This is a genomic window from Saccharopolyspora sp. NPDC045839 (assembly GCF_056431645.1).
In genome coordinates this window covers 63472-80792 of sequence record NZ_JBWKKH010000028.1, presented here as the reverse complement: position 1 = coordinate 80792, position 17321 = coordinate 63472, and the positions used below count along the sequence as shown (strand labels likewise).

Genomic DNA, 17321 nt, shown 5'->3' with positions numbered 1-17321 from the left:
ATCTCCCCCCCCCCCCCCCCCCCCCCCCCCCCCCCCCCCCCCCCCCCCCCCCCCCCCCCCCCCCCCCCCCCCCCCCCCCCACTTCCCAAGCCAGGAAAGGAACCGATCTCAGGTTCTGGATCCAGCTCAGCACATTCATTCTGTTTCAACCTGTTGATCCTCGCGATGCTCACCACTCAGATCCCCGCACGGGCGATCGCCTTCGCGACAACGGGGCAGCACGCGGGCGGCGGCGAAGGCGCCTACACGGTGTGGCACTTCATCACCGACATCGAAGCCGAAACCCGCGAAGCGGCAGACGAACACGGGTCGGAACACGAACATCCCCGCATACCACCGGAATTCCCCACCACCGACTCAGACGAACCCACCGGAGGCCACCACCTGCGCCCGTAACCGCCCGTGAGTCTTTTGTGCCGCTAGAGCAACACAAAACACACACGGCCCCGAACCTCCCGAACCCCACCCGCACCCGCCCACCCCGGTGACCGGGCGCGACCTCCGCCCGACCCCACGCGCCCGGTCACCGGCTAGAACCTGCCGCGCGAGGTCACCAGGTCCGCGCTTCGGTCGGCAGGCTTCGGGCGGCCGTGGTCTGGCGCGGTTCGGAGCTCGTCGGGGTCTCGGCGCGCGTGGGCATCTTGGGGACGTCGACGCTCGTCACCACGGGGACGTTCGGCAGCCGCGTTTCGGGTTGGGGCGCCGGCTGTTCCTGCGGTTCCGGCTCCACGTAGAACCACGCGACCGTTTCGCCGTCCGGTTTCAACTCGACCTTGGTGATGACGCCGTTCGCGCCGATGTCCTGGCGCACGTGGTGCACCCAGTCGCGCAGCGGTCGCAGGTTCCGGCCGGCCCCTTCGCCGCGGGCGTACTCCTGGAGCAGCCGCTCGTCGTCGGCCTTGCGGCGGGCGAGTCGCTCGCTCCAGCCAACGGGCTTGATGAACTCGTTCACACCGTCACCTCACACCTGATCAAGGTCCGTGAACACTTCCGACGAAAAACCTCCCCCGCCCGGAGGCGAGGGAGGTTCGTCGCGCTAGCCCATCGTCACTCCGGCTGGAGGAACGCGGTCTGGATCATCTGCGGCCCGCCGCGCAGGCTGCGGCTGACCAGGGTGCCCCGGCCAGGCGGCAGCTGCCGCGACTTGATGTTGGCCACCAGCTGACCATCGTCCTTGTTCGCGCTCATCGCCAGACCCGGCGACGACGTCTCCCGCATCTTGCCGATGATCGGCTCGTACAGGGCACGGCTGGCACCACCGGAGTTCCGCACCAACGCGATGTGCAGACCCACGTCGTTGGCCTGCGGCACGAACTCCGCCAACGGCGCGAGCGGGTTGCCGCCCTGCGGCGCCACCAACTCGTAGTCATCGACGATCACGAACAGCTCCGGGCCCTTCCACCAGGAACGGTTCCGCAACTGCTCCTGCGTGACATCCGGACCCGGCAACCGCTTCTTCAACGACCCGCAGATGTCCTTGACATCGCCCTTCAGCTGATCCGCGTTGACCACGTAGTCCAGCTTGTGCGACTCCGGCAGGACGCCGAGCAGGCTGCGCCGGTAGTCGACCAGCATGATCAGCGCTTCCTTCGGGCTGTACCGCTCGGTGATACCGCGGATGATGGTCCGCAGCAGCGCCGTCTTGCCCGACTCCCGCTCGCCGAACGCGTAGAAGTTCGGTTCGGCGTTGAAGTCCAGGTACACCGGGTGCAGGCCGTCCTCGTTGATACCGATCGGCACCAGCTTCGGGTTCGGCTGCTGCTCCGGACGCGGCAACTGCTGGAACGGCAGCAGATCCGGCAGCAACCGAACCTGCGGCGCCGGACGCCCCTTCCACGAGCTCTTGACCCGGTTGACCAGGTCGGCGACGCCGTCGGGGAGGTCGTCGTTGTACAGCTCCCAGCCCATCCGGGGGGCGCGGACCTCCTTGCCGTCCTCGATGTCCCGCTTGACCTGCTCGATCTCCGCCTCGACGCGGTCACCGATCTTCTCGCTGTCCACGCGGGGCATGGCCGTCAGGAAGTGCAGCTTGGTGCCGTGCATGCCGCGGCCGGGACGGCCCGGCGGCACCTTCACCGCGAACTTGCGGTCGATCTCCGACTCGCTCGGGTCACCGAGGCGCAACTCGATGCGGGTCTGCATCAGGTCCTTCATCGCCGGGCGGATCTCCGCCCACCGCGCGGCGGTGACGATCACGTGCACGCCGAAGGCCAGGCCGTTGGCCGCCAGGCCCAGCACGTCCTGCTCGAGCGCCTCGAACTCCTCGCGGAACGTCCGCCACCCGTCGATGATCAGGAACGCGTCGCCGAACGGGTCGTCCTCGAACTCACCGCGCCGCTTCCGGTTGCGGTAGTCGTTCATGTTCTCGACGCCGTGCTGCTGGAACCGGCCTTCACGGTCGGCCAGCATCGTCTTCAGCTCCGCGATCGTCCGCCGGACGGTGTCCTGGTCGCGCCGCGTGCCGTAGCCGCCCATGTGCGGCAGGCCGCGCAGCGCGCCGATCGAACCACCACCGAGGTCGACGCAGTAGAACTGCGCTTCCTGCGGGGTGTGCGTCAGCGCCATCGAGGTGATCAGCGCACGCACCGTGTTCGACTTGCCTGCACCGACACCGCCGACGATCGCGCCGTGACCGCCCTGACCGCCGAGGTCCACCACCATCGGGTCCTGCCGCTGGTGGTACGGGACGTCGATCAGACCGACCGGCACCTGGAGCCGACCACTGCCCGAGTAGCCCGCGGCCGTGTAACCGCGGTCGTCGGTCTGCTGCAGCGGCGGCAGCAGGGCGTCCAAAGTGGGCGGTGTGTCCAGCGGCGGCAGCCACACCGCGTGCGCCGGCGGGCCCTGGCCGTGGATCTTGTCGATGATGACCTGGAAGTCCGTCGGGTCGAGGTCGCTCTTCTTCTCCTTGACCTCCTCGACGACCGGCGTCTCCGGTTCCGGCGGCTTCTCGATGTAGTCCGGGATGAACTCCCGGGGCATCTTGTCGCCGGTGACCGGGGACGCGCCGCCCTTCAGCGTCGGACGGCGGCCGCTGGTCTGGTGCAGGTGCCCGGACACGAACGCGGCGCGGAACCGCTCCATGCCGTTGGGGTGCTTCAGGTAACCGTGACCACCGGTGGCGGGCAGGTCGGCGGCGTCCGGAACACCGATCGCCGCGCGGGAGTCCGCCGCGTTGAAGGTCTTCAGACCGATCCGGTACGAGAGGTGCGTGTCCAGGCCGCGCAGCTTGCCCTCTTCCAGCCGCTGGGAGGCCAGCAGCAGGTGGACCTGCAGCGAACGGCCCAGTCGACCGATCATCACGAACAGCTCGGCGAAGTCCGGCTGCTGCGACAGCAGCTCGGAGAACTCGTCGATGACCACGAACAGCGCGGGCAGCGGCTCGGCACAGCGCTCGTCGCCGGCTTCGCCCATCTTCCGGTAGTCCCAGACGTTCTTCGCGCCCGCCTTGTTCAGGATCTCCTGGCGGCGGTTCATCTCACCGGCCAGGGCGTCCTGCATGCGGTCGATCAGCGAGCCGTCGCCCTCCAGGTTCGAGATCGACGCCGACACGTGCGGCGCGGGCTCGAAGCCGTTGAACGTCGCACCACCCTTGAAGTCGACGACGACGAAGTTCAGCATCGACGACGAGTGGGTGGCCATCAGGCCCAGCACGATGGTGCGCAGGAACTCGGACTTACCGGAACCGGTCGAACCGATGCACAGCCCGTGCGGGCCCATGCCGCCGGAGGCGGTCTCCTTGATGTCCAGGTGCACGATCTCGCCCTGCTCACCAGGGCCGATCGCGACGCGGTACAGGTCGTCGCGCGACCGGGGCCGCCACGCCTCGTTGAGGTCGAAGGTGACGACGTCACCGGCCAGCCCCAACTGCTCAATGTAGTTCAGCGGCGTGGTCAGCGGCTCGTAGCCGCCGCTGTCGGCGTCGGAGGCGGAAACGCCGCCGGCGACCCGGTACGGGGCCATCTGGCGGGCCAGCGAGGTGGCCTCCTCCATGGTCAGCGAGTCCGGCTTGCCGAACCACTCCACACCGGACCCGCCGCGGGCACCGATGCGGTCCTCCTCGACGACCATCCGCATGCCGCGGCGCGCGGTGAGCTGTCCGAGCAGGTCGGACAGGTCGATCATGGTGACGCCGGCCAGGCCGCCCTCGACGTAGAGCGCCTCTTCGCGGCTGATCTCGGCGTCATCGATGATGATCACGATGTGCGGCTGGCCGTCCGGCGGCGCCGCGTTGCGCTGGAAGCGCGGCCGATCGGCCAGCTGCTCGGCGAGCATCTGCTCGAGGACGCCCAGCGAACCGGCCATCAAACGCATCTGGCCGATGCCGTCGGTCTCGGTCGGGTGCTGCGCGTGCGGCAGCCACTTCACCCAGTCCCACTCCGTGCGCGCGCGGCCGCTGCTGGCGACCGCGATCATCACGTCGTCGGGGGTGTGGAAAGTGGCCAGCTGGCACACGATCGCGCGGGCCAGGCCGCGCACCAGTTCCCGGTCGCCCTGCAGGCCGACGGCGGCGAAGCCGCGCAGCGAGGTCGCGATCGGCAGTTCCGGCACCAGCGAGTGGGCGCGCACGAAGCGGCGCAGCGCCAGCGTGGTGATCGGCTCCAGCTCGTCGACGGGGCCGGTCTGCGGCGGCACCAGGCGGGTTTCGAGCCGCTGCGAACCACGGCCGACCCGGACCTGGCAGAAGTCGTTGTCGTTGGGACGGCGCTCCCACATCCGCCGACTGCCCGCGGCCAGCGACCACAGGGTCTGCGGGTCGGGGTGCACCCACTCGCGCGCCAGGCGCTGCTCGTCGGCCGCCTCCCGCGCGCGGTCCCGCATCTGACCGAGGTACCGCAGGTAGTCCTTGCGGTCCTCGTTCATCTCGGCCTTCTTCTGACTGCCGTCCTTGCCACCGCCGGCCATCATCCCGAACGTTGAGATGAGCATCATCATCGGCATCATCATCATCATCGGGTTGTCCTTGGCCCGCTGGAGCATGAAGACCATCATCCCCAGCGAGGCCACGATCATGACGCCCGGCAAGACCTTCTGGACGATGTTGCCCGGAATCGTCCGCGGGATCTCCGGCGGTGGTTCGAGGTGCACCTCCCCGCCCGGTGGCCTGGGAGCGGCCAGGCGTGGCGTTCGCTTGAACTGCAGCGTGCTCACCGGACGCAACAACCTTTCCGTGTCAAACGTGCTCTCGAATGTGTCGCAGCCAGCATTCTGCATCGCCGCAACACCGCCGGCGCCGGGGAGCGAGTCGGGCGTGACCAACCAGATATGAAGTAGTTGGCACGAGTTCGACCAAACCTGTCACCCGTCGACGGTCGGTGTGGCCATACTAGGGGCGCTCTTCGACCGGGCGGGTGGGTTTCGGAAGAAAAACCGGCCTTGGTTGGATCGAGCCCAGCGACACAAACGAAGCAAGGCAATCAACCTCAGGGAGTAGGGGGCCCAAGTGGCGACCGGTACCACGGTGTTCAGCCGCGTGACGGTGGTGGCGCCTACAACTCGCATCGACCTGGCGCTTCCCGCCGACGTAGCGGTGGCCGATCTGTTGCCGATGGTGCTGGACATGGCCCGCGGGATCACCCCGGACGGCGGTTCCCGGCACGGCGGCTGGTGCCTGGCCAAGCTCGGGGAGAGCCAGCCCCTCGACCCGAGCCAGACGCTGTCCTCGCAGGGAATCGTCGACGGCGACATGTTGCAGTTGCGGCGCCGATCGGACGACCCACCGCCGCCGCTGTACGACGACGTCGTCGACGCACTCGCGGAAGCGGAACCGGGTAGCTACCGGCCGTGGACGAAGGAAACCGCGGCCAAGATCGGGCACGCGGCCGGCGCGCTGGCGCTCATCGGCGCGGCCGTCGCATTGGGACTCGCGGGCCCGGCCGGGCTGCTGCACCCCACCATGGAGGGCACCGCGCCGATCGTCTACCAGATCGTGGCCGCCGTGACGGCGGTCGTGGTGGCGATCTTCGCGACCGGCGTCGGGTCGATCGTGACCCGCGCCTACGCGGCCTCCACCACCGGCACGGTGATCGCCGCCGCCGGCGGTCTGCCGATGGCGTTCGTAGCCGGCTTCAACATCGTGCCGGGCAACGCGCTCGAACCGCGGTTGCTGCTGGCAAGCGCGCTGATGCTGATCTTCGCGGCGGTGTCGATCATGGTGATCGGCGCGGGCATCGTCACCTTCATCGCGGCCGCCACGGCGGCGGCGTTCGGCACCATCGCCTTCCTCGTCGCGACCCTTGTGGACGCCGCGACCACCGCGGGCATCGCCGCGGGCGCCGCGGCCGTCGGCCTGGCGGGCATCTCGCTGCTGCCGCGCATCACCATCCAGCTCGCCAAGCTGCCGCTGCCGCACGTGCCGGGCAGCGCCGAGGACCTCAAGGAAGACACCGGGTTCCCGGACTACCGGATGATCGAGCGGCAGACCGGCCTGGCCCACCAGTACATGACCGGCCTGATCATCGGCTGTGGCGTGGTCGCCGCGCTCGGCTCGATCCTCGCGGCCGCGGCCAGCATCTGGGGCGCGGTGTTCGCCATCGTCGTCTCGGCGGTCCTGCTGCTGCGCGGCCGCAACTACGCCAACGGCAGCCAGGCGATCGCGCTGCTGCTGAGCGGTCTGCTCTCGTCGCTGGGCGTCACCATCGGACTGCTCGTGCAGGTCGCGCAGTGGCCGCTGGCCGTCGCCTGGGTGTTCCCGCCGCTGCTGCTGCTCGGCATCCTGTCGATCGTCTTCGGCGTGGTGTTCCCGAACCGCCGGTTCTCGCCGGTGCAGCGCCGCATGGTGGACATCCTGGAAGCCGTCCTGATCGCACTGGTGCTGCCGCTGGCACTGGCCGCCATGGACCTCTACATGATGATCCGCGACCTCAACCTGAACTTCTTCTGAGGGGCAGCGTGATGCGCTCTAGGACCTTCCGCTCCCGCGGCGGGCTGCGCGGATTCGCGCTGCTCGCCGCGGCGGGCACGCTGGCGCTGGGCGGTCCGACGGCACCTGCGGTCGCGCAGACCGTCGGCCCGCCGCGACTGGATCCGTCCCAATTGGCCAGTCACTCGCTGCAGTCGTTCAACTATCCGCAGAAGCAGGGCTGCATGCGGGGCAACAGCGGCAACTCCGTGATCGAGGAGAAGCCGTGGAGCCAGCTGGTGCTCGGCTTCGAGCGGGCCCACGACGAGGGCCTGCGCGGTTCCGGGCAGACGGTGGCAGTCATCGACACCGGTGTGAACGCTTCGCATCCGCTGTTGCGCGGCAAGGTCCAGAACGGCGGAAGCAGCGTTCCGGACGGTGGCGGGGACAAGGACTGTGACGGGCACGGCACGATCGTGGCGGGCATCATCGCGGCGGGCTCCGACCCGTCCGGCAAGATGGGCTACGTCGGCGTCGCACCTGATGCCTCGATCTTGTCGATCCGGCAGTCCTCCAAGCTGTTCGTCAACGAGGCCGACAACGCCACGATCGGCAACACCGACACGATGGCGCAGGCCATCAACATCGCGGTGGACCGGGGCGCGAGCGTCATCAACATCTCGCAGTCGTCCTGCCAGTCGATCGCGCAGGCCAGCAACTACAACGACTACGGCAACCAAAGGCTGCACAACGCGGTCAAGACCGCGTATGAACGCAACGTCGTGGTCGTCGTGGCGGCCGGGAACACCGGCGAGGCCTGCCAGAAGAACGCGTCCGGTAGCCCGACGACCGCAGTGCTGCCGGCCTGGTTCGACGAGTACGTGCTCACCGTCGCCTCGGTGAACCAGCAGGGTGCGCCGTCGGAGTTCACGGTGCCGGGTCCGTGGGTGGACGTGGCCGCGCCGGGCGAGAACCTGGTCGCGCTCGACCCCGGCGTCGGCGGCCAAGGACTGGCCAGCCAGATCGCCACGGGCGAGAACGGCCAGCCGGGCCCGATCCAGGGCACCAGCTTCGCCTCGCCATACGTGGCCGGGCTGGCGGTGCTGATCAAGGAGAAGTACCCGAACCTGACCGCCGGGCAGATCATGGACCGGATCAAGGAGACTTCTCTGCACCCGGGCGGCATCAACGGGCGCAACGACATCGTCGGCTACGGCATGGTCGACCCGGCCGCGGCGCTGGCGGACGTGGTGCCCGCCGAGTGGGGCAAGCAGGCGCCGCCGCCGAAGCCGACGAAGCTGGACGCGGATGTGATTCCGCAGAAGGACTACCCGGCCCTGATCATCGCCCTGGGCGGTGCCGGAGCGGGAGTCGCGGGGATCATCTTCACGGCGTTCCTGATCAACGCGGTGCGCAGCGTCCGGGCGAGGGCCCGAGGCGACCGCTGAGCAACACGACGAAACGGCCCGGTGTCCACTTCGGACACCGGGCCGTTTCACGTCAGCGTCAGCCCAGCGTGCCGAGCAACGCCATCGCGCCGATCACCACCGCTGCGAACGCGATTCGCCGGGCCGGCGGGCGGGGTGCGGCGCGCAGCTCCTGCCAGCCCAGCGACACCAAGGCCACCGCGAGTCCGGTGAGCGCGATCACCGAAAGCGCGGTGGTCCCCTTCAGGACACCGATCGGCAGTGCTGCCATCAGGCCCAACGCCACCGCCCGGAACGGCCCGAGGACACCGGCGCGCCAGGCGCCGAAGGCCAGCACCACCCAACCGGCCATGATCGCCGGGTTCAGCGCGCTCATCACGTGGTAGGCGCCGTACGCGTCGCCCACCAGGCTCGTCGCGGATGCCACTCCCCGCAGATCGGCCAGCTGGAACGCCAGGTGGTCGATGCCCGCGTGGAAGACGCGGGCGAAAAGACCGAAGGCGGTCAGCATCCCGCCCCAGAGCGCCCAGCCGGGACGGCTCCCGCCGATCCGCTGCGCGAGCAGCACGACTCCCGGCCACAGCACCACGTCGCCGATCAGGAACGCGCTGTACGCGACCGCGATCAGGGCCGGTTCGGCGGCGTACGCGGCGAGCTGGTCCGGGAAGAAGAAGTTGTGCCCGGCCCGGAGCAGGGCCCCGACCAGCATGAACAGCGGGCCGAGGACCAGCGCCAGCCCACCGGGCCAGGCACCGGGGAAACGAGTGTGCGTCATGCGGTGAACGATCGGCCCCGGCGCCCGTCCGGGCATCGGACCGGGGTCCGGACTTTCCCGTCATACCCGGGTATGACGGGCGCCGAGAACTCGCACACCTCGGTCGGACGACCTCCGCCGACCGCGCGATTAGTGTCGCGCTGTGCTCGGCAACCGCCTCGTTCTCCTCGATGCCGTCCTGGGCGTGGCGATCAGCGCCGCATACGTCTCCTTCGCGATGCAGGACGGCTCGGACGGGCTGCCGGTCTTCACCGGCCCGGCCTGGCTCGGCTGGCTGATCGCGGCAGCGGTCGGCCTCCCCGTCGCGGTGCGCGGCAGGTGGCCGCTGCCGGTCCTCGCCGTCGTGCTGGTGGCCACGACCGCGGCCACGTTGCTCGACATCACCCGCGAACCCTGCATCTCCACCGCCCTCGCCCTGCACGCCGTGGGACGTTCCGAGCCGCTGCGGCGATCAGCACCCGCCGTGGTCACCGCATTGCTGACCGTCGCAATCGGACTGTTCCTGGGCGAGGCCGTGTTCACTCCCACCGGGAACGTCGCCGACATCGCCGGGCTGGTCGGCGCCGTCTGGCTGCTGGCCGGTGGTGCTTGGGGGCTCGGCGCGCACTTCCGGCAGCGCGACGCCTTCGCCGAACGCGAGATCCGGCGCGTCCGCGCCGAGGAGCGGCTGCGGATCGCGCGGGAGATGCACGACATCGTCTCGCACAACCTCAGCCTGATCGCGGTGCAGGCCGGTGTCGCCAACCACATCGCCGAGCAGCGGCCCGCCGAAGCCCGGGAAGCACTGCGCGGCATCGAGGAGGCCAGCCGCAGCGCGTTGCTGGAGATGCGCGGCATGCTCGGGGTGCTCCGATCCGCCGAACCACTGCCCCACGAACCCGTTCCGGGCCTTGCTGCGCTGCGCGAACTCGCCGATCGCGCGATCGCCGCCGGGGTCTTTGTCGACCTGGAGATCACCGGGACCGGGCACCCGCCCGCCGGGGTGGAGCTCGCGGCCTACCGGATCGTGCAGGAGTCGCTCACCAACGCCGTCAAGCACGCCGCTCCGGCTCGCTGCACCGTTCGCGTCGATGTCGGCGCGGATGCGGTCGGGGTGCACGTCGTGGACGACGGAACGCGGGCTGGTCGGCCCGGCGGCGGGCACGGCCTGGTGGGGATGCGGGAGCGGGTGATGATGTACGGCGGCGAGTTCACCGCCGGGCCTCGCCCCGGTGGCGGATTCGGCGTCACGGCCCGGCTGCCCTGCGGGAAGGGGGAACACAGGTGACCATCCGCGTGCTCGTCGTGGACGACCAGGCGTTGGTGCGCGGCAGCTTCCGGCTGCTCGTCGACACCGCCCCCGGCCTCTCCGCCGTCGGGGAAGCCGCGACCGGTGAGGAGGCCGTCACGGTGGCCCGGCGGGTTCGGCCGGACGTGGTGCTGATGGACGTCCGGATGCCGGACGTGGACGGCATCGAGGCGACCCGGCGGATCTGCGGCGATCCCGGGCTTCCCGGCGTGCGGGTGCTGATCCTCACCACGTTCGACCTGGACGAGTACGTGTACGCGGCATTGCGCGCCGGGGCCAGCGGATTCCTGCTCAAGGACACCCCGCCGGCCGACCTGCTCACCGCTGTCCGGGTGGTCGCGGCCGGCGACGGGCTCCTGGCGCCTTCGGTGACCCGGCGGCTGATCGCGGAGTTCGCCCGGCGCCCGGAACCGCCCGGTGCCCCGGCCCGCGCCCTTCGATCGCTGACCGGCCGGGAACTCGAGGTGCTCGTCCTGGTGGCCCGCGGGCTGTCCAACGCGGAACTGGCCGAGCACCTCCACCTGACCATGCCGACCGTGAAGACCCACATCGGCCGCCTGCTCGCCAAACTGCACGCCCGGGACCGGGCCCAGCTCGTCATCGCGGCCTACGAAACCGGCCTGGTCACGCCCACAACCCCGCGCTGAACCCCGCCCGATCACGGGTCGCAGCAGTGCTTTGCACTCACCGGCCGGGAGCGCTTTGTTGCCGCAGAGGTTGCTCCGGATGCGGTAGCGGCGGGCTTCTGCCCGTGAAGTGGCGAGACCGCTTCGCGGCCGCGCGGGGCGTCGTTTTCGCGCGAAACCGTCATCCCGCAGGCGTGGCGAACGCCGCTTTCGCGCGAAAACGGCGTTCTGGACAACCCCGAACATCCTCCGCTGCGGCCCAATCCGCTCACGACCCCGGGCCACGCAAGCGCTCCGCGAGCGGCAGATCGCGAAGCGCGAGGGTCTAGTCCCGACGCTTCGGCGGCGGGGCGTCGCCCACGGACGCCGTACCGGTCTTGGGCTTCGGCGGTGGGGCGTCGTCCACAGAATCCGTACCGGTCTTCGGCTTCGACGGCGGGGCGTCGCCCACAGAATCCGTACCGATCTTGAACTTCGGCGACGGAGCCTCAACCAGGGGTGCCGTCTTCGGCTTCGGGGGCGGGGCGTCTCCCGCGGATGCCGTGCCGGGCTTCGGCTTCGGCGACGGGGCGTCGCCGACCGACGACGTACCGGTCTTGAACTTCGGCGATGGAGCGTCCACGAATGCCGTCTTCGGCTTCGGCGACGGAGCATCGCCCACAGACGCCGTGCCGGTCTTGGGCTTCGGCTGTGGGGCGTCGCCGACCGATGACGTGGCCGGTTTCGGGGTTTCGGGCTGCTTGGGGTGCAGGGCATCCGCGATCGACGGGCGCGGCGGCGTCGGCTCGATGATCGTCGGGACACCCCGCCTCGGCGTCGACTGCGACGTCGTCGGCTTGGCCGGCTCCGGCTTGTCCCGCTGAGTTTCGCCGAAGACCGGCGGGGCCGCGTCCGGCGGCGTGCCGAACAGCTCCTCCGGCTTGCTCTTCAGGCGGGACTGGTTCTTGCGCTCCTGGCCCCCGCCCTGGCCGCCGGCCATCCCGCCCATCATGCCCATCGGCATCATGCCGCCGTACATGCCACCGGCCGCGGCGCCACCCGCCGCGGCCGCGCCACCTGCGGCGGCAGCGGCCGCAGGCGGAATCGCCGAAGGCTCCCCGGCCCGCGTGGTGTCGCCCGGGGTGAGCTCCTGCTCGGCACCTCCGGCAGCCGCGGTGCCCGAAGCGCCCACCGCGCCACCGCCACCACCGGCAGAACCGCCGCCAGCGCCACCGGCCGGTTCGCCGCCACCGGACGCGCCGCCACCACCGGCAGCAGCCGGTTCGGCCGCGGCCGGATCGGCGGGCGCCGGAGCGGCCGGGGCGTTGAAGTCCCAGGCCTCGGCGGGCATCCGGTGTTCGAGCTTCGCCGGACCCGCCGAGCGGCCCGCGGCCACGTCGTCGCAGAACCGGGCGAACGCGCGATAACTGTCCGAAATGGACTCCGTCAGTTCCTGCGTGGGCTGCGCCAGCTCCGCGAGGTGCTTGCGCGCCCGCTTGTGGCCGTCCTCCGGCTCCAGCAGCGCGGCGGACACCGAGTCCGCCGCCTCCGCGACCAGCGCGCCCAGGTCATCGAACTGCGCCTGCAGGGCCTCCACCGTGTGATCCAGCACATCCGCCAGCGCGCGCATCGTGTCGACCAGGTCGTGGCCCGCCACGCCGACCTCGCGGATGTGCCCGAGGAACGCGTCGGCGTCCTTGCCCTGCCAGGCCGAATCGATCCCGCCGAGCTTGCCCTGCACGCCTTCCGCGGCGTGCTCGATGCTTTCCGCGCCCTCGCGCCAGACCCGCGCGGCTTCGAGCAGTTCCTCGTGGCGACCGACCAGTTCGGCGAGGTCGGCGGGGATCGAGTTCTCGAAGTCCAGCTCGTCGGCGACGCGGGACAGGTAGTCGAGGTGTTCGGCCACCTCGGGGCTCTTGGCCATGATCACGCCTCCTGCTTCCGGAACTCGACGGCGCTGTCGTCGTCGCCACCGCTGTGGAAGTCCACGACCTCGCCCAGCTCGTCACCGGCCCGGGTCAGCGTCTCCCCCGCTCGTCGGCTCTGGTCCAGCAGCAGCTCGCAAAGCCGTTGGTACGCCTCGGCAGCGCCCGCCTCGCGGCCGAGCGCGCCGAAGGCCTCCGGCGCCAGTTCGGCGGCCGCCACGGCCGGCTGCGCGGCCGCTATCTCCTCGCCGGCGGCGCGCACCTCGCGCGCGCACGTCGCCAGCCATTCGACGTCGATCCGGATCCCCGACATCCGGCACCTCCCACGTTGGTCGCTCTCAAGCGTTTGTCTTTCAAGCGGCGCAGCCGCTCAGCCCGCCTGCGCTACCGGCACCGCCGCGCAGGACGAGTTCGGAGACCGCTTCTAAAGACGATCCGCCCGCAGCTCACCGTGGGCTGCGGGCGGATCGCTTGTTCCTCGGACGTTCGAGCCGACCAGTTCGGTTCCCGGTTTCGTGAGTGGTTGTGGTCGCCGGAGCGGCCACGACCACTCACGACCGTCAGCTACCTACCTGGACGCCTCCGGCTTGCTGCTGTTGCTGCGGGTTCTGCGGCGGGCGGTTCACCCCGCCCGGCCCCACCGGGACCGAGTCGTAGGTCAGGCTCGCGTTCGCCGGGTCGAGGAAGTCGCCCTTCGGCAGCACCCGCATCAGCCAGGACGGCCCGGCCTTGATGTCCCCGGCACCACCGATCACGCCGAGTCCCTGCGCGGTCGCGACGTCCTTGATGCCGAACTGCACGCCCTGGTCGGAAACCAGGAAGATCGGGCCGCTGTCCGCGCCCGCCTCGTTCGACGCGCCGCGCACCACGGCCGCCTTGCCCGGCGGCATGTAGAAGTAGTCGACGTTCTGCCCGGCGCCGTCGTACTGGGCCAGCTTCACCGGCGGCTTCGCCGTCGGCGAGCCCTTGTGCACGGTCACCGTGATGTTCTGGTCACCGTTGACGTTCTTCCAGCTCAGGCAGGACGTGTCGGACTGCTGGAACGTGACCGGGGTCGGCACCGCCATCGGGAAGCCCGACAGGTTCAGCTGCTCGGAGGTTTCCGCCAGCTGGGCGTCGGTGACCGCACCGGTCGCGTTCGGGACGTCCTGGCTGTTCGTCTTCGACGCGTGCAGCACGGCCGCCGCGCCCTCGCTGATCTCCTGCTTCCCGCTCGGCAGCAGCAGGAAGAACTGGTCCGGCTGGCCGGGCACGGTGCGCTTGACCACGTCACCGGCCTGGTAGCGGGACATGTAGCTCAACTGCGTGCCCTCGTTGGGAACGGTGGGCACCTGCAGCGCGGGCACCTCCGGGATCGCGTTCAGCATGTTCGTGCTGATCGTCCGCGGGGTGGCGCCCCGCAGCCGGAAGATGTCCATGACGGTGGTCTCCGTCTGGTCGACCTGCGACTTGACCACGTGGGTGTGCGCGCGACCCGGCAGGTCCTTCACGCGGTAGACGAGGTATTCCTGGCCGGACGTCTGGTCCTTGACGTACAGCGACTGGTTCGGCGCGATCTCCGTGCCGTGGTTGCCGTCACCGCCGATGACCGTCGTCTCCACCTTCGCCGACGCCTCGACGCGGGCGCTGCTGAGGGTGTCCCGGACCTGGCCGACATCGCAGATCGCCCAGGACGGCTCCGCGACGTTCTTCGCGTCCGGCAGGTAGGTCGGGGCGTTGACCATGCCGGTCAGCGCGCCGCGCGGGAAGTCCGCCAGCGCGGCCTGCTTCACCGTCGTGGTCGGCACCGGGCCGCCGCCCTGGCCGCCGCCCTGGGCCATGACCAGCAGCTTCGCCGATGCCATGTTCATCATCGGAATCAGCCGCTTCTGGGCCTGCTGGTCGGAAGTGACGACGAAAACGCTGCCGCTTTCCTTCGCGATGATGATCGACCCCGGTTCCGGCACCGAACCCTTGCCGCCGAAAAGACCCCAAACCAGGAAACCGATCATGCCGATCGCGGCGAGCACCGCGCCGGCGACCGTGGCCCGCTTGTGCGAGCCCATCGGATCGTGGAGCATCACCGCGTCTTTGCGCACCAGCGCCGACTCCATGCGGCGCAGCACGAACCGATACGCCTGAACCTGTGACTTCGTTGTGGGTGTTGATGCCATTCTTCGCCTACAGCTCTCCCGTCCGAGGTACGGTTTCGCAGGATAGTCGCAGAGAGATACCGAATGGGTGCGGTTCGACCGAGTCCGTCAGTATTCTCGTCAGGCGGCTGACTCCAGAACGCGTCCCAGCGCGCTGTGCGCCGCACCAACCTGCGAGGGGGAGAGACCGAACGGATGTCCGTGACCACACAACATCCGGCCCAGCCGACTGCTCCCGGGCCCGCCAATCCGCCCCGCGCTCGAATTCGCGCGCGCCGTCGGCGGATCAACGGCGTGACGCTCGGCGGCATTCCGGCGGCCAACATCGTGCTCATCGAGGTCGGCCTCGCCATCGGCCTGATCCTCTTCCTGATCGACCAGATGCTGCTGCCGGTGAGCGCGGGCGTGGCGGTGCTGGCGATCATCATCGCGCTGCTGCGGCGGCGCGGCCGGTGGTTCACGCAGTGGTTCGGGCTGGTGCTCGAATACCGCGGCCGCAACCACACCCGCGTTTCCCAGCCGGCCAGCGTCGACGCGATGGAACCGGCTGAGGACAAGGACGGCGACGGCATCATCGGCCCGGACGAGAACCACCGGGTCGCGCTGCTGCGCCTGGTCGTCGAGGACCTGGTGATCTCCCGCGCTCAGGACCACGACCGCAACCCGGTCGGGATGTCCTGGCACAAGGGCAAGTGGACCGCGGTGCTGATGGCCGAGCCGTCGCCGTCGCTGCTGAACCCCATCGAGGACACGCCGAACCTGCCGCTGGGCGTGCTGACGCCGTGCCTGGAGGACCGCGGCGTGGTGCTCGACGCGATCCAGGTCATCTGGCACTGCTACCCGGGAAGCGCGGCGCTGCCGTCGAATTCCCCGGCGCTGAACTCCTACCTCGAGGTCCAGGGCCGGCTGCCCGCGGCGGCGCGGCGCACCACCTGGATCGCGGTGCGGCTGGACCCGCAGCGCTGCGCCAAGGCGATCGGCGAGCGCGGCGGCGGCATCCTCGGCGCGCAGCGGGCACTCATCGGCGCGCTGTCCCGAGTGCGCAACGCGCTGGAGCGCAGCGGCATTCCGACCCGCCCGCTGGACCCGGACGAGCTGCTGCAGGCCGGGATTTCCTCGGCAGAACTGCACAACGTGCTCGGTTCGCAGCGGCCCGTGGGCCTCAAGGAGCGGTGGGACGGCGTGACCGCGGGTGGCGTCGGCCACTCCAGCTACGCCATCACCAGCTGGCCGAACCAGATGAACGACAGCCTCAACGTGCTCACCGGGATCCGCGCGCTGTCCACCAGCATCGCGCTGTCGATCTCACCGGTCGGCGAGGCAGGCGAGGTCGGGCTGCGCGGCCTGGTCCGGGTCAGCGCCCGAACCCCCGCCGAACTCGACACCGCAGACGAGCGGCTGAAGGCGATCAGCGGCCGCATCGGCCTGACCCTGACCCCGCTGCGCGGCTCGCAACTGGCCGGCTACGCGGCGACGCTGCCGCTCGGAGGTGCGGCATGAGCCGAAGCAGAACCATCGACGTGCCGGGCAGCCGCGGCGCGGCACCGGAATTCCTGGTCACTCCGGAAACCCTGGACGCGATCAGCCCGTCCGCCGACCGCGGCGGCGTGATCATCGGCTCGGACCCGCAGGGCAACGCGCAGGCCGCGTCGATGCTGCGGCCGAACCCGACCCGCATGGTCACCGTCGGCGGCCTGTACCTCGCTCGGCAGCTGGCGCTGCGCGCGATGGCCACCGGCGCGTGGGTGATCGTCGCCACCGGGCGGCCGGCGGCGTGGAAGATGCTGGAGCGGGCGGCCGGCCAGACCCCGGACGGGAAGCCGGTGCCGCTGGTGCAGATCCGGCGGCTGGCGCCGTTCGACCTGCCTCGGTCCACTGAGGACACCCCGCTGCTGGTGATCCACGACGGCGGCGCGGTGCCGCAGGAACTGTTCCCGCCGCGCGCGCCGTGGCAGACGACCATGTACGTGCTGCCCTACCTGCACCCGCAGGTCAGCAGCGGCACCGCGGCGAACACGGCGGACCTGGTGCTCCTGCAGCGCCTCCCGCTGAACCAGGCGCAGCTCGCCCAGCGCATCTGGAGCCTGCACGGCCACCAGGTCCAACAGCTCACGCAGCTCAAGGACGACCAGGCGATCGCCCTCGGAAACATGACGTGGACGATGATCCGCCTGGTGACGAAGGCGATGGAACAGGAAATCCTGGGCCCGATCCGCCGAGGCGACTGAACCGGCAGAACGAAGAAGCCCCGACCGGATGAACCGGTCGGGGCTTCTTCGTTTCCGGCACTGGACATCGCGAGTAGTAATAGCCCCTACGTCAACTCGA

General features: G+C 70.1%; 13 protein-coding genes. 7 read left to right on the top strand and 6 right to left on the bottom strand.

Annotation, left to right across the window (positions count from 1 at the left end; genetic code table 11):
- The first annotated feature begins 165 nt into the window (after nt 1-165).
- Complete coding sequence (locus tag AC07EQ_RS31420) at nt 166-396, top strand: hypothetical protein (RefSeq protein WP_478391460.1); 231 nt, start codon at nt 166-168, stop codon at nt 394-396.
- A 154-nt stretch (nt 397-550) separates the two neighbouring features.
- Here the strand turns inward: AC07EQ_RS31420 and AC07EQ_RS31415 are convergent, their stop codons facing one another.
- Both AC07EQ_RS31415 and eccCa read right to left on the bottom strand, forming a co-directional pair.
- On the bottom strand, nt 551-952 hold the full coding sequence (locus tag AC07EQ_RS31415) for a hypothetical protein (RefSeq protein WP_478391459.1): 402 nt from the start codon (nt 950-952) through the stop codon (nt 551-553).
- 95 nt (nt 953-1047) lie between these two features.
- On the bottom strand, nt 1048-5151 hold the full coding sequence (eccCa, locus tag AC07EQ_RS31410) for a type VII secretion protein EccCa (protein WP_478391458.1): 4104 nt from the start codon (nt 5149-5151) through the stop codon (nt 1048-1050).
- 292 nt (nt 5152-5443) lie between these two features.
- On the opposite strand from eccCa, the gene eccD reads away from it, so the two are divergent.
- On the top strand, nt 5444-6883 hold the full coding sequence (gene eccD / locus AC07EQ_RS31405) for a type VII secretion integral membrane protein EccD (protein ID WP_478391457.1): 1440 nt from the start codon (nt 5444-5446) through the stop codon (nt 6881-6883).
- Nucleotides 6884-6894: 11 nt separating this feature from the next.
- A complete protein-coding gene (gene mycP / locus AC07EQ_RS31400) occupies nt 6895-8289 on the top strand; it encodes a type VII secretion-associated serine protease mycosin (RefSeq protein WP_478391456.1) in 1395 nt (464 codons plus the stop codon).
- 58 nt (nt 8290-8347) lie between these two features.
- Here mycP and AC07EQ_RS31395 read toward each other — a convergent pair whose 3' ends face one another.
- On the bottom strand, nt 8348-9043 hold the full coding sequence (locus AC07EQ_RS31395; RefSeq protein ID WP_478391455.1) for a hypothetical protein: 696 nt from the start codon (nt 9041-9043) through the stop codon (nt 8348-8350).
- Nucleotides 9044-9185: 142 nt separating this feature from the next.
- On the opposite strand from AC07EQ_RS31395, the gene AC07EQ_RS31390 reads away from it, so the two are divergent.
- Both AC07EQ_RS31390 and AC07EQ_RS31385 read left to right on the top strand, forming a co-directional pair.
- Entirely contained in the window at nt 9186-10310 is a 1125-nt protein-coding gene (locus AC07EQ_RS31390; protein WP_478391454.1) for a sensor histidine kinase, read from the top strand.
- Complete coding sequence (locus AC07EQ_RS31385) at nt 10307-10978, top strand: response regulator (protein ID WP_478391453.1); 672 nt, start codon at nt 10307-10309, stop codon at nt 10976-10978. The genes AC07EQ_RS31390 and AC07EQ_RS31385 overlap by 4 nt, the downstream gene beginning before the upstream one ends.
- 304 nt (nt 10979-11282) lie before the next feature.
- On the opposite strand, the gene AC07EQ_RS31380 is transcribed toward AC07EQ_RS31385, so the two are convergent.
- The 3 genes from AC07EQ_RS31380 to eccB form a co-directional block, all read right to left on the bottom strand.
- Entirely contained in the window at nt 11283-12860 is a 1578-nt protein-coding gene (locus AC07EQ_RS31380) for a WXG100 family type VII secretion target (protein WP_478391452.1), read from the bottom strand.
- Nucleotides 12861-12862: 2 nt separating this feature from the next.
- Entirely contained in the window at nt 12863-13174 is a 312-nt protein-coding gene (locus AC07EQ_RS31375) for a hypothetical protein (protein WP_478391451.1), read from the bottom strand.
- Nucleotides 13175-13421: 247 nt separating this feature from the next.
- Nucleotides 13422-15014, bottom strand: coding sequence for a type VII secretion protein EccB (gene eccB / locus AC07EQ_RS31370; protein ID WP_478391450.1), 1593 nt, complete (start codon nt 15012-15014; stop codon nt 13422-13424).
- Nucleotides 15015-15188: 174 nt separating this feature from the next.
- Here eccB and eccE point away from each other — a divergent pair, with 174 nt between their 5' ends.
- The gene (gene eccE / locus AC07EQ_RS31365; RefSeq protein ID WP_478391449.1) at nt 15189-16493 is read left to right on the top strand and encodes a type VII secretion protein EccE; all 1305 of its coding nucleotides are present in this window, start codon (nt 15189-15191) and stop codon (nt 16491-16493) included.
- On the top strand, nt 16490-17221 hold the full coding sequence (locus AC07EQ_RS31360) for a hypothetical protein (RefSeq protein ID WP_478391448.1): 732 nt from the start codon (nt 16490-16492) through the stop codon (nt 17219-17221). The genes eccE and AC07EQ_RS31360 overlap by 4 nt, the downstream gene beginning before the upstream one ends.
- Nucleotides 17222-17321: the final 100 nt, after the last annotated feature.

Coding starts and splice junctions, on each gene's coding strand:
- AC07EQ_RS31420 (WP_478391460.1), top strand. CDS start 166: ATGCTCACCACTCAGATCCCCGCACGGGCGATCGCCTTCGCGACAACG.
- mycP (WP_478391456.1), top strand. CDS start 6,895: ATGCGCTCTAGGACCTTCCGCTCCCGCGGCGGGCTGCGCGGATTCGCG.
- AC07EQ_RS31395 (WP_478391455.1), bottom strand. CDS start 9,043: ATGACGCACACTCGTTTCCCCGGTGCCTGGCCCGGTGGGCTGGCGCTG.
- AC07EQ_RS31380 (WP_478391452.1), bottom strand. CDS start 12,860: ATGGCCAAGAGCCCCGAGGTGGCCGAACACCTCGACTACCTGTCCCGC.
- AC07EQ_RS31375 (WP_478391451.1), bottom strand. CDS start 13,174: ATGTCGGGGATCCGGATCGACGTCGAATGGCTGGCGACGTGCGCGCGC.
- eccB (WP_478391450.1), bottom strand. CDS start 15,014: ATGGCATCAACACCCACAACGAAGTCACAGGTTCAGGCGTATCGGTTC.
- eccE (WP_478391449.1), top strand. CDS start 15,189: ATGTCCGTGACCACACAACATCCGGCCCAGCCGACTGCTCCCGGGCCC.
- AC07EQ_RS31360 (WP_478391448.1), top strand. CDS start 16,490: ATGAGCCGAAGCAGAACCATCGACGTGCCGGGCAGCCGCGGCGCGGCA.